Genomic DNA, 15,042 nt, shown 5'->3' on the forward strand with positions numbered 1-15,042 from the left:
GGCAGACACATGAACTGGGACGACTCGACCGACAGCCCGGCCCCCGAGCGGCTGGTGGACTCCGCCGCCGACCGGGAGGACCAGGCCGTCGAGGCCGCCCTGCGCCCGAAGGACCTCGGCGAGTTCATCGGCCAGCAGAAGGTCCGCGAACAGCTCGACCTGGTCCTGCGCGCCGCACGCGCGCGAGGCGCCACCGCCGACCACGTGCTGCTCTCCGGAGCCCCCGGCCTCGGCAAGACCACCCTGTCGATGATCATCGCGGCCGAGATGGGCGCCCCCATCCGCATCACCTCAGGCCCCGCCATCCAGCACGCCGGCGACCTCGCCGCGATCCTCTCCTCCCTCCAGGAGGGCGAGGTGCTGTTCCTCGACGAGATCCACCGCATGTCCCGGCCCGCCGAGGAGATGCTGTACATGGCGATGGAGGACTTCCGCGTCGACGTCATCGTCGGCAAGGGTCCCGGCGCCACCGCGATCCCGCTGGAGCTGCCGCCGTTCACGCTGGTCGGCGCCACCACGCGCGCGGGCCTGCTGCCGCCGCCGCTGCGCGACCGCTTCGGCTTCACCGCGCACATGGAGTTCTACGAACCGCACGAGCTGGAGCGCGTCGTGCACCGCTCGGCGAACCTGCTGGACGTCGGCATCGAGCCGGACGGCGCCGCCGAGATCGCCGGCCGCTCCCGGGGCACGCCCCGCATCGCCAACCGCCTGCTGCGCCGCGTCCGTGACTACGCGCAGGTCAGGGCCGACGGAGTGGTCACCCGCGAGATCGCCGCCGCCGCCCTCGCCGTCTACGAGGTCGACCCGCGCGGCCTCGACCGGCTGGACCGGGCCGTCCTGGAGGCGCTGCTGAAGCTGTTCGGCGGCGGCCCGGTCGGCCTGTCCACCCTCGCCGTCGCGGTGGGGGAGGAGCGGGAGACCGTGGAGGAGGTCGCCGAACCGTTCCTGGTCCGGGAGGGACTGCTCGCCCGCACCCCGCGCGGCCGGGTCGCCACGCCCGCCGCATGGGCGCACCTCGGCCTGACCCCGCCGCGTCCGGCGGCGACGGGAAACGGACAACCGGACCTGTTCGGGGCGTGATGCCCGCCGGGCGGCGAGGACGATGGCCCGGCAGGAACCCAGGTGCCATGCTGAGCGTTGTTCCATGCGAGCGGACTCGCTTAGACTCCGCCGATGCCGCCCTTGCGGGCGGCGCCGACCACACCCCCATCAACAGGCCGCTCACCCGCGCGGTCGCGCGAAGGAAATTCCGTCCCGTGAATGCCTATACCCTTCTCCCGTTCATCGTGCTCATCGCGGCCATGTTCCTGATGACGCGTTCGGCCAAGAAGAAGCAGCAGCAGGCCGCCCAGATGCGGAACGAGATGCAGCCCGGTTCCGGTGTCCGCACGATCGGGGGTATGTACGCGACGGTCAAGGAGGTCAACGAGGACACGGTCCTCCTCGACGCCGGGCCGGGCGTCGACCTCCTCTTTGCCAAGAACTCCATCGGCGCCGTCCTCACCGACGACGAGTACAACCGCATCGTCCACGGCATCGAGCACGACCTGAAGTCCGACGCCGGCCTCGTCCCGGACGACGCCTCCTCCCTCACCGAGACCGACGAGACCGACGGACCCGCCGCTGCCGCCGCCTCCGACGACAAGATCGACCTCGGTAAGAAGGACGCCGCCGAGCGCGGCGCGGACGCCGTCCAGGCCGCCGAGGACAAGGCCGCCGCCGAGGCCAAGGCGGAGGACGAGTCGAAGAAGACCGACGGCGACTCCGACGCGAAGTAGTCACGCCCCGGGAGGCGCGACGGCGGCATGATGGCGCCCCGCGTGTTCCGGGCGCGTCTGTTTCCCGCACGGGAACCCGACACCATGTCATGGCCGACCGCGCCGACCGGGCGCGGGGCGGCCCGAGAGGGAGTACGAGAAGGTGGCAGCACCTAAGAGGGGCCGAAGCGCGAGCGCCCAGAGCAAGCCAGGGCGCTCGCTGGCCCTCATCCTGATCGCCATCGTGGCGCTGACCGGAGGCATGTTCGCCTCCGGTCACAAGACTCCGCGTCTCGGCATCGACCTCGCCGGTGGTACGAGCATCACGCTCAAGGCGAAGGCCGACCAGGGGTCCGCGATCAACAAGGCCAACATGGACACCGCGGTCGACATCATGAACCGCCGTGTCAACGGCCTGGGCGTCTCCGAGGCGGAGGTGCAGACCCAGGGGAAAGACAACATCATCGTCAACATCCCCAAGGGCACCAACTCCAAGGAGGCCCAGGAGCAGGTCGGCACCACCGCCAAGCTGTACTTCCGGCCGGTCCTGGCCAGCGAGCCCAGCGGCCCCGCCGCGCAGAGCCCCTCCCCGGGCGCGTCCTCCGGCAGCTCCTCGCCGAAGCCGGGCGCGAGCCCGTCGTCGAGCGCCTCCGCGAAGGAGACGGCGTCCTCGTCCGGCTCCTCGTCCCCCACGGCCACGGCGACCTCCCAGGGCCGGGCCGTCACCGGCGCGCTGACGAAGGCCGGCTCCACCCCCTCGCCGAGCGGTTCCGCCTCCGGCAGCGCCACGCCGTCGGCATCGGCATCGGCACCGTCCGGCGGCGGCGCCACCCCCGACCCCAGGCTCCAGGCCGAGTACGCGGCCCTGGACTGCTCCAAGGCCACCGACCGCGCCAAGGCGGGCAAGAACGTCAAGCCCGGCCAGTCGACCGTGGCCTGCGGCGAGATCGACGGCGCCTGGTACAAGTACCTGCTCGGCCCGGCCGCCGTGGACGGCACCGAGGTGAAGAAGGCCCAGGCGGTCTTCGACACCCAGGGCGCCTCCGGCTGGCAGGTCCAGATGACCTTCACCAAGAGCGGGGCGAGCAAGTTCGCCGACATCACCGGTGAGCTGGCCCAGAAGACCCAGCCGCAGAACGAGTTCGGCATCGTCCTCGACGGCGAGGTCGTCTCCAGCCCGTTCGTGCAGCAGTCGATCACCGGCGGCCAGGCGGAGATCTCCGGCAGCTTCAAGCAGGAGGAGGCGCAGAGCCTCGCCAACATGCTGTCTTACGGCGCCCTGCCGCTGTCCTTCCAGGAGCAGTCCGTCACCACCGTCACCGCCGCGCTCGGCGGCGAGCAGCTGCACGCCGGTCTGCTCGCCGGCGCGATCGGTCTGGCGCTGGTCGTGATCTACCTGGTGGTCTACTACCGCGGCCTGTCGGTCGTGGCCATGGCCTCCCTGATCGTCTCGGCGATCCTCACCTACGTGATCATGGCGCTGCTCGGCCCGGCCATCGGCTTCGCGCTGAACCTGCCGGCCGTCTGCGGTGCCATCGTCGCCATCGGTATCACCGCCGACTCGTTCATCGTGTACTTCGAACGCATCCGGGACGAGATCCGCGAGGGCCGCACGCTGCGCCCCGCCGTCGAGCGGGCCTGGCCGCGGGCCCGGCGCACCATCCTGGTCTCCGACTTCGTGTCCTTCCTCGCCGCCGCGGTGCTGTTCATCGTCACCGTCGGCAAGGTGCAGGGCTTCGCGTTCACGCTGGGTCTCACCACCGTGCTCGACGTGGTCGTCGTCTTCTTCTTCACCAAGCCGCTGATGACGCTGCTGGCCCGCCGCAGGTTCTTCGCCGACGGCCACAAGTGGTCCGGACTCGACCCGAAGGGCCTCGGTGCCAAGCCGCCGCTGCGCCGCACCCGCCGTCCCGCCGGTCCCGCCGCCGGCCCCGTCGACCCGAAGGAGGCGTGAGCGATGTCGAAACTCGGCAACCTCGGCGCTCGACTGCACCGCGGCGAGATCTCCTACGACTTCGTCGGCAAGCGCAGGATCTGGTACGGCGTCTCGATCCTGATCACCATCACGGCCATCGTCGGCCTGGCGGTGCGCGGCCTGAACATGGGCATCGAGTTCCAGGGCGGCGCGGTCTTCACGACGCCCACGAAGATGAGCACGTCGGTGGCCCAGGCGGAGGAGTACGCCAACACGGCCTCCGGCCACCAGGCGGTCGTGCAGAAGCTCGGCAACGGCAGCCTGCGCATCCAGATCGCCGGCATCGACACCGGCCAGTCCGACAAGATCAAGCAGGAGCTGGCCAAGGACCTGAACCTCGACCCCGAGAAGCTCGCCGCCGACCTGGTCGGCCCGAGCTGGGGCGAGCAGATCGCCAACAAGGCCTGGGAGGGCCTGGCGATCTTCATGGTCCTCGTGGTGATCTACCTGGCGATCGCCTTCGAGTGGCGGATGGCCATCGCGGCGCTGGTCGCGCTGATCCACGACATCACCATCACGACCGGTATCTACGCCCTGGTCGGCTTCGAGGTCACGCCCGGCACGGTCATCGGTCTGCTGACCATCCTCGGTTACTCGCTCTACGACACGGTCGTCGTCTTCGACAGCCTCAAGGAGCAGACGAAGGACATCACCAAGCAGACCCGGTTCACCTACAGCGAGATCGCCAACCGGTCGATCAACGGCACCCTGGTCCGCTCCATCAACACCACGGTCGTCGCCCTGCTGCCGGTCGCCGGTCTGCTCTTCATCGGCGGCGGCTTCCTCGGCGCTGGCACGCTCAACGACATCTCGCTGTCGCTGTTCGTGGGCCTCGCCGCCGGTGCCTACTCGTCGATCTTCATCGCCACGCCGCTCGTCGCCGACCTCAAGGAGCGCGAGCCGGCGATGCGGGCCCTCACCAAGCGGGTCCTGGCCAAGCGCGCCCAGGCCGGCGCGGACGACGACGTCGCCGAGGCCCGCTACGGCGGTGACGAAGCCGACGACGACGGCGCCCCCGCCGTGGTGGGCCCGCGCCATCAGCCCGCGTCCCGCGGCCGGGGCCGCGGCCGGACCTCGGGGAAGCGCCGATGACCGACATCCAGGAGCTGCTGCTCAGCCGCATCCGTGACGTGGCCGACTACCCGGAGCCGGGCGTGATGTTCAAGGACATCACCCCGCTCCTGGCCGACCCGGCCGCCTTCACCGCGCTCACCGACGTCCTGGCCGAGATCGCCGCCAACACCGGCGCGACCAAGGTCGTCGGTCTGGAGGCCCGCGGCTTCATCCTCGGCGCCCCGGTCGCCGTCCGCGCGGGCCTGGGCTTCATCCCGGTCCGCAAGGCGGGCAAGCTGCCCGGAGCCACCCTGCGCCAGGCCTACGACCTGGAGTACGGCTCGGCGGAGATCGAGGTCCACGCCGAGGACCTGACGTCCGGCGACCGCGTCCTGATCGTGGACGACGTACTGGCCACGGGAGGTACGGCCGAGGCCGCGATCCACCTGATCCAGCGCGCCGGCGCCGAGGTCTCGGGGCTGGCCGTCCTGATGGAACTGGGCTTCCTGGGCGGCCGTGCCCGGCTGGAGCCCGCCCTGGACGGCGCTCCGCTGGAGGCGCTGCTCCAGGTCTGAGCACGACCGCAGGAGAACGGCCGCCCACGGCACCGACCGCCGGGGCGGCCGTTCCTTTGGAACACCCGGGAGTCATTCTCCGGAATCCCGGGGGAGCCCCCCGTGTTTACCGGGTAGTCGGTCCGCACAGCCGCCTGGAAGCGTTGACCGGGCGCAGGATCGCTACCATGGGGTCTCCGGAGCCTGACCGGGGGACCCGGATCGCGCACGAGGAGTCCTCTTGCCAGACGAGGCCCAGCCACTGACCGCCGCCAAGCCCGAGTCCGCCTCGGCCGCCGCGGCGAAGCCCGCGCCGAGTACGTCGTCCCACGTGAAGAACGACACCCGCGGGACGGTCGAGCACGCCCACTCCGCGCCCGTGGAGAAGAGCGCCGAGTCCGCGCGTCCCAAGCAGCCCCCGGCCGAGCGCCCGGCGCAGCCCCCCGTGGTGCGCCAGCCGGCGCAGCCCGCCCGCACCGGCTCCTCCAACCGGGTCCGGGCCCGCCTCGCCCGCCTCGGCGTCCAGCGCGCCAACCCCTACAACCCGGTCCTGGAGCCACTGCTGCGCATAGTCCGCAGCAACGACCCCAAGATCGAGAACTCCACGCTCCGCCAGATCGAGCGCGCCTACCAGGTCGCCGAGCGCTGGCACCGCGGCCAGAAGCGCAAGAGCGGCGACCCGTACATCACGCACCCGCTCGCCGTCACCACCATCCTGGCCGAGCTGGGCATGGACCCGGCGACCCTGATGGCGGGGCTGCTGCACGACACCGTCGAGGACACCGAGTACGGCCTGGAGGACCTGCGCCGCGACTTCGGCGACGTCGTCGCCCTGCTCGTCGACGGCGTGACCAAGCTGGACAAGGTCAAGTTCGGCGAGGCCGCGCAGGCCGAGACCGTGCGCAAGATGGTCGTGGCCATGGCGAAGGACCCGCGGGTCCTGGTCATCAAGCTCGCCGACCGGCTGCACAACATGCGCACCATGCGCTACCTCAAGCGCGAGAAGCAGGAGAAGAAGGCGCGCGAGACGCTGGAGATCTACGCTCCGCTCGCCCACCGCCTCGGCATGAACACCATCAAGTGGGAACTGGAGGACCTCGCCTTCGCGATCCTCTACCCCAAGATGTACGACGAGATCGTACGGCTGGTGGCCGAGCGGGCGCCGAAGCGTGACGAGTACCTGGCCATAGTGACCGACGAGGTCCAGTCCGACCTGCGGGCCGCGCGCATCAAGGCCACCGTCACCGGCCGCCCGAAGCACTACTACAGCGTCTACCAGAAGATGATCGTGCGGGGCCGCGACTTCGCCGAGATCTACGACCTGGTGGGCATCCGCGTCCTCGTCGACACGGTCCGCGACTGCTACGCCGCCCTCGGCACGGTGCACGCGCGATGGAACCCGGTGCCCGGCCGGTTCAAGGACTACATCGCGATGCCCAAGTTCAACATGTACCAGTCGCTGCACACGACGGTCATCGGCCCCAACGGCAAGCCCGTCGAACTCCAGATCCGCACGTTCGACATGCACCGCCGCGCCGAGTACGGCATCGCCGCGCACTGGAAGTACAAGCAGGAGGCCGTCGCCGGCGCCTCCAAGGTCCGCACGGACGTGCCGAAGGCGTCCGGCAAGGACAAGGACGCCATCAACGACATGGCGTGGCTGCGGCAGCTGCTGGACTGGCAGAAGGAGACCGAGGACCCCAGCGAGTTCCTGGAGTCCCTGCGCTTCGACCTGTCCCGCAACGAGGTCTTCGTCTTCACCCCCAAGGGCGACGTCATCGCGCTGCCGGCCGGTGCCACCCCGGTGGACTTCGCCTACGCCGTCCACACCGAGGTCGGCCACCGCACCATAGGAGCGCGGGTCAACGGCCGCCTGGTCCCGCTCGAGTCCACCCTGGACAACGGCGACCTGGTGGAGGTCTTCACCTCCAAGGCGGCCGGCGCCGGCCCGTCCCGGGACTGGCTCGGCTTCGTCAAGTCGCCGCGGGCGCGCAACAAGATCCGCGGCTGGTTCTCCAAGGAGCGCCGCGACGAGGCGATCGAGCAGGGCAAGGACGCCATCGTGCGGGCCATGCGCAAGCAGAACCTGCCGATCCAGCGCATCCTCACCGGCGACTCGCTCGTCACGCTCGCCCACGAGATGCGCTACTCGGACATCTCCGCGCTGTACGCGGCGATCGGCGAGGGCCACCTCTCCGCGCAGAACATCGTGCAGAAGCTCGTCCAGGCCCTCGGCGGCGAGGAGGCCGCCACCGAGGAGATCGACGAGGCCGTCCCGCCGTCCCGTACCCGTGGCCGCAAGCGGCGCTCCAGCGCGGACCCGGGCGTGGTCGTGAAGGGCGTCGACGACGTGTGGGTCAAGCTGGCCCGCTGCTGCACCCCCGTGCCCGGCGACCCGGTCATCGGCTTCGTCACGCGAGGCAGCGGCGTATCGGTGCACCGCAACGACTGCGTCAACGTCGACTCGCTGTCCCGCGAGCCGGAGCGCATGCTCGACGTCGAGTGGGCGCCCACCCAGTCCTCGGTCTTCCTGGTCGCCATCCAGGTCGAGGCGCTGGACCGCTCCCGCCTGCTGTCGGACGTCACCCGGGTCCTGTCCGACCAGCACGTCAACATCCTCTCCGCGGCCGTCCAGACGTCCCGGGACCGGGTGGCCACCTCCCGGTTCACCTTCGAGATGGGCGACCCCAAGCACCTCGGCCACGTCCTGAAGGCCGTCCGGGGCGTGGAGGGCGTCTACGACGTCTACCGCGTGACCTCGGGCCGCAGCAGGTCCTGACGGCCGCCGGACACGGCCGAGGGCCCCGTACGCGCGTACGGGGCCCTCGGCCGTGCGGGACGAACTTGTCAGCCGCCGAACTCGTGCAGACCCTTCAGAGCCTGGTCCAGCAGCGCCTGGCGGCCCTCCAGCTCCTTCTCCAGCTTGTCGGCCCTGGCGTTGTTGCCCTGGGCGCGCGCCTGCTCGATCTGCGCCCTCAGCTTGTCCACGGCGGCCTGGAGCTGACCGGTCAGACCCTCGGCACGCGCGCGTGCCTCCGGGTTCGTCCGGCGCCACTCGGCCTCCTCGGCCTCCTGGAACGCCCGCTCCACGGCGTGCATCCGGCCCTCCACCTTCGGCCGGGCGTCCCGCGGGACGTGACCGATGGCCTCCCAGCGCTCGTTGATCGAGCGGAAGGCGGCCCGCGCGGCCTTCAGATCGGTGACCGGCAGGAGCTTCTCGGCCTCTTCGGCCAGCTCCTCCTTCAGCTTCAGGTTCTCCGACTGCTCGGCGTCCCGCTCGGCGAACACCGAGCTGCGCGCCGCGAAGAACACGTCCTGGGCGCCGCGGAAGCGGTTCCACAGGTCGTCCTCGTGCTCGCGCTGGGCGCGGCCCGCGGCCTTCCACTCCGCCATCAGATCGCGGTACCGGGCGGCCGTCGGCCCCCAGTCCGTCGAACCCGACAGCGCCTCGGCCTCGGCGACCAGCCGCTCCTTGATCCGGCGGGCGTCCTCGCGCTGCGCGTCCAGCTGTGCGAAGTGTGCCTTGCGCCGCTTGGAGAACGCCGACCGCGCGTGCGAGAAGCGGTGCCACAGCTCGTCGTCGGACTTGCGGTCCAGCCGCGGCAGCCCCTTCCAGGTGTCCACCAGCGCCCGCAGCCGCTCACCGGCGGCCCGCCACTGGTCGGACTGCGCCAGCTGCTCGGCCTCGGTGACCAGGTCCTCCTTGGCCTTGCGGGCCTCGTCGGACTGCTTGGCCCGCTGCGCCTTGCGCTCCTCGCGGCGTGCCTCGACGGTCGCGACGAGCTTGTCCAGCCGTTCCCGCAGCGCCTGAAGGTCACCGACCGCGTGATGCGCGTCCACCTGTTCGCGCAGGTGACCGATGGCGACCTGCGCGTCCTTCGCCGACAGGTCGGTGGTCCGCACCCGCTTCTCGAGGAGGCCGATCTCGACAACCAGGCCCTCGTACTTGCGCTCGAAGTAGGCGAGCGCCTCCTCCGGAGAGCCCGCCTGCCAGGAACCGACGACCTGCTCGCCCTCGGCCGTCCGCACGTACACGGTCCCCGTCTCGTCGACGCGGCCCCACGGGTCGCTGCTCACAGCGCCTCCTCCACATGATGCCTGCGGGGGGCCTCAGCGCCCCCGGACATCGTCCACAGTTTCGTCACGGCCAACATAGGCGACCAGCGGGTGGCCTGTCCGCATCCAGCACGACCGAATTCCGCCACCGTCCGTGCGGAGCCTCAGGTCCGCGCACCGGCCGGGGCCGGGCGCGGGGTCGGGACCCGGGGCCGGGCAGCGGTCAGGACTTGGTGACCGTGGCCTTGTCGATCACGACCGTCGCGTTCGGCGCGCCGTCACCGCCGCCCGTGTTCTCGCCGGCCGCGGCGATCTTGTCCAGCACCTTCATGCCCGCCGCGTCGATGGTGCCGAACGGCGTGTAGCTCGGCGGCAGCTGGCTGTCCTTGTAGACCAGGAAGAACTGGCTGCCGCCGGTGTGCTTCTGCCCGGTGTTGGCCATCGCCACCGTGCCCGCCGGGTACGTGTTGTCCTTCAGGCTCTTGTCCTTGAGGTTCTCGTCCGGGAGCGTGTAGCCCGGACCGCCCATGCCGGTGCCCTGCGGGTCGCCGCACTGGAGGACGTAGATGCCCTGGGTGGTCAGCCGGTGGCACTTGGTGTGGTCGAAGTAGCCCTCGCGGGCGAGGAAGTCGAACGAGTTGACCGTGTGCGGCGCCGCCGACGTCTTCAGTGCGACGCCGATGTCACCGCAGGTCGTCGCGAGCTTCAGCGAGTACCGCGCCGACGTGTCGATCGTCATCGCCGGCTCCTTCTTCCAGCTCAGCTTCTTCACCGAGCCGGCCGCCGGCTTCCGGCACGGGTCCGGAGCCTTGCTCGTCGGCGCCCCGCCGGCGCTCGGGGTGACCTGGGCGCTCGCGTTCTGCTTCTTGTCGTCGTCGCCCTTCAGCACCCCGGTCGTGTACAGGGCGACACTGCCGATCACGACCACGCCGAGCACCGACGCGATCACGGAGTTGCGCAGGCGGGTTTTCCGCCGTGCCTCGGTGCGCCGCTGCTGCTGCCGCAAGAACTTCTCCCGGGCGAGCTGACGCCGCCGCTGCTCCTGGCTGACCACCGGGTTCTCTCCTCATGCCTGTCGTGTGTCGGCGGTACGCGTGCGTCCTCGTGAGCCGACCCTGCGTGTAGCCCCGTACCGTATATGGGTTCGCTGAGGAAACGGCAGCGCCGGTAGGCTCTGAGGGCGGCGGAAGCCGCCAGTAGTCGACACAACGAAGGACGATCGTGCTCATTGCCGGGTTCCCCGCCGGGGCCTGGGGGACGAACTGTTATCTCGTCGCCCCCGCCGCCGGTGAGGAGTGCGTGATCATCGACCCCGGCCACCAGGCCGCCCGAGGCGTCGAGGAAGCACTGAAGAAGCATCGGCTCAAGCCCGTCGCCGTCGTTCTCACCCACGGCCACATCGACCACGTGGCCTCGGTCGTCCCCGTCTGCGGAGCGCACGACGTACCGGCGTGGATCCACCCCGAGGACCGGTACATGATGAGCGACCCGGAGAAGGCGCTCGGCCGGTCCATCGGCATGCCGCTGATGGGCGAGCTGACCGTGGGGGAGCCGGACGACGTCAGGGAGCTGGCCGACGGCGCCGCTCTGGAACTGGCCGGAATGGAGTTCTCCGTCGCGCACGCGCCGGGCCATACCAAGGGGTCGGTGAGCTTCCGGATGCCCGAGACCGCCGACGTGCCGTCGGTGTTCTTCTCCGGGGACCTGCTGTTCGCCGGCTCCATCGGACGCACCGACCTGCCGGGCGGATCCATGGAGGACATGCTGCGGTCGCTGGCCCGGGTGTGCCTGCCGCTCGACGACTCCACCGTGGTGCTGTCCGGCCACGGCCCCCAGACGACCATCGGCCAGGAGCGCGCCACCAATCCCTATCTGCGGCAGGTGGCCGCCGGCCAGGGAGCCGCCGAGGCTCCCCGACGAGGAATGTGACGAGAGAACTCCCGTGAGCACCTTCAAGGCCCCCAAGGGCACCTACGACCTGATCCCGCCGGACTCGGCCAAGTACCTCGCGGTGCGCGAGGCGATCGCCGCCCCGCTGCGCGGCTCCGGTTACGGCTACATCGAGACGCCCGGCTTCGAGAACGTCGAACTGTTCGCGCGCGGGGTGGGCGAGTCCACCGACATCGTGACCAAGGAGATGTACGTCTTCGAGACGAAGGGCGGCGACCGGCTCGCCCTGCGCCCGGAGACCACCGCCCCCGTGCTGCGGGCGGTGCTGGAGGCCAACCTGGACAAGGCCGGCAACCTCCCGGTCAAGGTCTGGTACTCCGGTTCGCAGTACCGCTACGAGCGCCCGCAGAAGGGCCGCTACCGGCACTTCTCCCAGGTCGGCGCCGAGGCCATCGGCACCGAGGACCCCGCGCTCGACGCCGAGCTGATCATCCTGGCCGACCAGGCGTACCGCTCGCTGGGGCTGCGGAACTTCCGCATCCTGCTGAACAGCCTGGGCGACAAGGAGTGCCGCCCGGTGTACCGGGCCGCGCTCCAGGACTTCCTGCGCGGACTGGACCTGGACGAGGACACGCTGCGCCGGGCCGAGATCAACCCGCTGCGCGTCCTCGACGACAAGCGGGAGTCGGTGCAGAAGCAGCTCACCGGCGTACCGCTGCTCCGGGACTACCTGTGCGACGCCTGCAAGGCGTACCACGAGGAGGTCCGCGAGCTGATCACGGCGGCGGGCGTCTCCTTCGAGGACGACCCGAAGCTGGTCCGTGGCCTGGACTACTACACCCGCACCACCTTCGAGTTCGTGCACGACGGCCTCGGTTCGCAGTCCGCGGTGGGCGGCGGCGGCCGCTACGACGGCCTGTCCGAGATGATCGGCGGCCCCGCGCTGCCCTCCGTCGGCTGGGCCCTGGGCGTCGACCGCACGGTCCTCGCGCTGGAGGCCGAGGGCGTCGAGCTGGACATCCCGTCGGCCACCAGCGTGTACGCGGTGCCGCTCGGCGAGGAGGCCCGGCGGCTGCTGTTCGCCAAGGTCACCGAGTTGCGCAAGGTCGGCATCGCGGCGGACTTCGCGTACGGCGGCAAGGGCCTGAAGGGCGCGATGAAGAACGCCAACCGCTCGGGCGCCCGCTACGCGATCGTCGCCGGCGAGCGCGACCTCGCCGAGGGCGTCGTCCAGCTCAAGGACATGGAGTCCGGTGAGCAGACGGCGATCGGCGTCAACGAGATCGTGGCCGAGCTGGAGTCCCGGCTGGGCTGAGGCGTACGGGGCGGAGCGCGGGCGCACGTCCGGCTCCGCCCCGCCCGCCCGTCCTCGGGCGCCGTCACCGTCCCCCGTCACCTCGCGTCACCACCCCCGTCAACCCCGTGGACGCCGGTTCGCCCTGCCGGACGCCTCCCGCACAGGATCGCCACACGCGCGTGCCCGGCACCGGCTCCACCTGGGGAACCGGCCCCCCGGCCGCGCCCCGGCCTCCTGGCACCGGCCGGAACCGAACGGTCCGTCCCGCGGTGCGTGCCTCCTTATGCGCAGCGAACGGTGCGGACCGGGCCGGGTGCGGCACAATGACCGGTGCCCGAAGATGGTTCAGCTCTCAAGTGACGGAATCGGCGTGATGAGCAAGACGACAGTGAACGACGTCTCCGCGGGGACCGGTCCGGAGCGCGCCGCCGACGCCCCGCGCGGGGTCGGCGGCAGCCGTGCCTTGGCCATCCTGCTGGTGATCACCGGTGCGGCCGGACTGCTGGCCGCGTGGGTCATCACGATCGACAAGTTCAAGATCCTCGAGGCCAAGGTCGCGGGCAAGACCTTCACCCCCGGGTGCAGCCTCAACCCGGTGGTCTCCTGCGGCAGCGTCATGGAGAGCAAGCAGGCCGCCGCCTTCGGCTTCCCGAACCCGATGCTCGGCCTGGTCGCCTACGGCATCGTCATCTGCGTCGGCATGAGCCTGCTGGCCCGCGCCCGGTTCCCGCGCTGGTACTGGCTGACGTTCAACTTCGGCACGCTGTTCGGCGTGGGCTTCTGCACTTGGCTCCAGTTCCAGTCGCTGTACCGGATCAACGCCCTGTGCCTGTGGTGCTCGCTGGCCTGGGTCGCCACGATCACCATGTTCTGGTACGTCACCTCGTTCAACGTCCGCAACGGCTTCCTGCCGGCCCCGCGCCCGCTGAAGTCCTTCTTCGGCGAGTTCACCTGGGTGCTGCCGGTCGTGCACATCGGCATCATCGGCATGCTGGTGCTGACCCGCTGGTGGGAGTTCTGGACCAGCTGACCGCCCGGACGGGATTGTCGGTGCGGTGTTCTAGGGTTTCAGAGTGGAACCCGACCTCTTCACCGCCGCAGCCGAAGAACGCCAGGAGAAGGACCCGGCGGCCAGCCCCCTGGCCGTGCGCATGCGCCCGCGCACGCTGGAGGAGGTCGTGGGGCAGCAGCACCTGCTGAAGCCCGGCTCGCCCCTGCGCCGCCTGGTCGGCGAGGGCTCCGGCGGCCCCGCCGGACCGTCCTCGGTGATCCTCTGGGGCCCGCCCGGCACCGGCAAGACCACCCTGGCGTACGTCGTGTCCAAGGCGACCGACAAGCGGTTCGTGGAACTGTCCGCGATCACCGCGGGCGTCAAGGAGGTCCGCGCGGTCATCGACGGCGCCCGCCGCGCCACCGGCGGCTTCGGCAAGGAGACCGTCCTCTTCCTGGACGAGATCCACCGCTTCAGCAAGGCCCAGCAGGACTCCCTACTGCCAGCCGTGGAGAACCGCTGGGTCACCCTGATCGCGGCCACCACGGAGAACCCGTACTTCTCGGTGATCTCCCCGCTGCTCTCCCGCTCCCTGCTGCTCACCCTCGAACCGCTCACCGACGACGACGTCCGCGGCCTGCTCGGGCGCGCGCTCGCCGACGAACGCGGCCTGAAGGGCGCCGTCACGCTCCCCGAGGAGACCGAGGAGCACCTGCTGCGGATCGCCGGCGGCGACGCCCGCCGCGCCCTGACCGCCCTGGAGGCCGCCGCCGGAGCCGCCCTGGACCAGGGCGAGAGCGAGATCACCCTGCGGACGCTGGAGCAGACCGTCGACCGGGCCGCGGTGAAGTACGACCGCGACGGCGACCAGCACTACGACGTCGCCAGCGCCCTGATCAAGTCCATCCGCGGCTCCGACGTCGACGCGGCCCTGCACTACCTGGCCCGCATGATCGAGGCCGGCGAGGACCCCCGGTTCATCGCCCGCCGCCTGATGATCTCCGCCAGCGAGGACATCGGCCTGGCCGACCCGAACGCGCTGCCCATCGCCGTGGCCGCAGCCCAGGCCGTCGCCATGATCGGCTTCCCGGAGGCCGCCCTCACCCTCAGCCACGCCACCATCGCCCTGGCCCTCGCCCCCAAGTCGAACGCGGCGACCACCGCGATCGGCGCCGCCCTGGCGGACGTCCGGGCGGGCCTGGCCGGCCCGGTGCCGCCGCACCTGCGTGACGGGCACTACCAGGGCGCCGCCAAGCTCGGTCACGCCCAGGGGTACGTCTACCCGCACGACCTGCCGGAGGGCATCGCCCAGCAGCAGTACGCCCCGGACGCCCTCAAGGACCGCGTGTACTACACGCCGAGCCGGCACGGAGCCGAGGCCAGGTACGCGGACGCGGTGGAGTGGACCCGCGCGCACCTCGGTCGCAAGCGGTCCTGAGCACCCTGTAAACTCTTCCGAAGCGCCGAGT

At 70.8% G+C, this 15,042-nt stretch carries 12 protein-coding genes; 10 read left to right on the forward strand and 2 right to left on the reverse strand.

What is annotated here, in order from left to right; all coding sequences use genetic code 11:
* The first annotated feature begins 9 nt into the window (after nucleotides 1–9).
* From ruvB to IF37_RS0107175, 6 genes are all read left to right on the forward strand, one after another.
* Nucleotides 10–1,080, forward strand: a complete 1,071-nt coding sequence (gene ruvB / locus IF37_RS0107150) for a Holliday junction branch migration DNA helicase RuvB (protein ID WP_030737939.1) — start codon at nucleotides 10–12, stop codon at nucleotides 1,078–1,080.
* A 176-nt stretch (nucleotides 1,081–1,256) separates the two neighbouring features.
* Nucleotides 1,257–1,778 (forward strand): preprotein translocase subunit YajC, encoded by a 522-nt coding sequence (gene yajC, locus IF37_RS0107155; RefSeq protein ID WP_030737941.1) that lies wholly within the window; start codon nucleotides 1,257–1,259, stop codon nucleotides 1,776–1,778.
* 142 nt (nucleotides 1,779–1,920) lie between these two features.
* Nucleotides 1,921–3,711, forward strand: a complete 1,791-nt coding sequence (secD, locus tag IF37_RS0107160; protein WP_173456742.1) for a protein translocase subunit SecD — start codon at nucleotides 1,921–1,923, stop codon at nucleotides 3,709–3,711.
* Between the two features lie 3 nt (nucleotides 3,712–3,714).
* Nucleotides 3,715–4,824, forward strand: coding sequence for a protein translocase subunit SecF (gene secF, locus IF37_RS0107165; protein WP_030737947.1), 1,110 nt, complete (start codon nucleotides 3,715–3,717; stop codon nucleotides 4,822–4,824).
* Nucleotides 4,821–5,360 (forward strand): adenine phosphoribosyltransferase, encoded by a 540-nt coding sequence (locus tag IF37_RS0107170; RefSeq protein WP_030737950.1) that lies wholly within the window; start codon nucleotides 4,821–4,823, stop codon nucleotides 5,358–5,360. The genes secF and IF37_RS0107170 overlap by 4 nt, the downstream gene beginning before the upstream one ends.
* A gap of 220 nt (nucleotides 5,361–5,580) precedes the next feature.
* Nucleotides 5,581–8,118, forward strand: coding sequence for a bifunctional (p)ppGpp synthetase/guanosine-3',5'-bis(diphosphate) 3'-pyrophosphohydrolase (locus tag IF37_RS0107175; protein ID WP_030737952.1), 2,538 nt, complete (start codon nucleotides 5,581–5,583; stop codon nucleotides 8,116–8,118).
* 68 nt (nucleotides 8,119–8,186) lie between these two features.
* Here IF37_RS0107175 and IF37_RS0107180 read toward each other — a convergent pair whose 3' ends face one another.
* Nucleotides 8,187–9,416 carry a DUF349 domain-containing protein gene (locus IF37_RS0107180; protein WP_030737955.1) on the reverse strand — a complete coding sequence of 410 codons (1,230 nt, stop codon included), beginning with the start codon at nucleotides 9,414–9,416 and terminating at the stop codon, nucleotides 8,187–8,189.
* Nucleotides 9,417–9,618: 202 nt separating this feature from the next.
* Nucleotides 9,619–10,449, reverse strand: coding sequence for a peptidylprolyl isomerase (locus tag IF37_RS0107185; protein ID WP_030737957.1), 831 nt, complete (start codon nucleotides 10,447–10,449; stop codon nucleotides 9,619–9,621).
* 167 nt (nucleotides 10,450–10,616) lie between these two features.
* On the opposite strand from IF37_RS0107185, the gene IF37_RS0107190 reads away from it, so the two are divergent.
* From IF37_RS0107190 to IF37_RS0107205, 4 genes are all read left to right on the forward strand, one after another.
* Nucleotides 10,617–11,324 (forward strand): MBL fold metallo-hydrolase, encoded by a 708-nt coding sequence (locus IF37_RS0107190; RefSeq protein WP_030737960.1) that lies wholly within the window; start codon nucleotides 10,617–10,619, stop codon nucleotides 11,322–11,324.
* Between the two features lie 13 nt (nucleotides 11,325–11,337).
* The gene (gene hisS / locus IF37_RS0107195; RefSeq protein ID WP_030737963.1) at nucleotides 11,338–12,600 is read left to right on the forward strand and encodes a histidine--tRNA ligase; all 1,263 of its coding nucleotides are present in this window, start codon (nucleotides 11,338–11,340) and stop codon (nucleotides 12,598–12,600) included.
* Between the two features lie 355 nt (nucleotides 12,601–12,955).
* Entirely contained in the window at nucleotides 12,956–13,612 is a 657-nt protein-coding gene (locus IF37_RS0107200; RefSeq protein ID WP_030737966.1) for a vitamin K epoxide reductase family protein, read from the forward strand.
* 43 nt (nucleotides 13,613–13,655) lie between these two features.
* A complete protein-coding gene (locus tag IF37_RS0107205) occupies nucleotides 13,656–15,011 on the forward strand; it encodes a replication-associated recombination protein A (protein WP_030737969.1) in 1,356 nt (451 codons plus the stop codon).
* The last annotated feature ends 31 nt before the right edge of the window (nucleotides 15,012–15,042 follow it).

The organism is Streptomyces sp. NRRL S-31, assembly GCF_000718775.1.
Lineage (GTDB): Bacteria > Actinomycetota > Actinomycetes > Streptomycetales > Streptomycetaceae > Streptomyces.

What these genes read in the sequence shown, in the direction of transcription:
- IF37_RS0107170 (WP_030737950.1), top strand. Translation starts at nt 4,821, where the DNA reads ATGACCGACATCCAGGAGCTGCTGCTCAGCCGCATCCGTGACGTGGCC.
- secF (WP_030737947.1), top strand. Translation starts at nt 3,715, where the DNA reads ATGTCGAAACTCGGCAACCTCGGCGCTCGACTGCACCGCGGCGAGATC.
- IF37_RS0107200 (WP_030737966.1), top strand. Translation starts at nt 12,956, where the DNA reads ATGAGCAAGACGACAGTGAACGACGTCTCCGCGGGGACCGGTCCGGAG.
- ruvB (WP_030737939.1), top strand. Translation starts at nt 10, where the DNA reads ATGAACTGGGACGACTCGACCGACAGCCCGGCCCCCGAGCGGCTGGTG.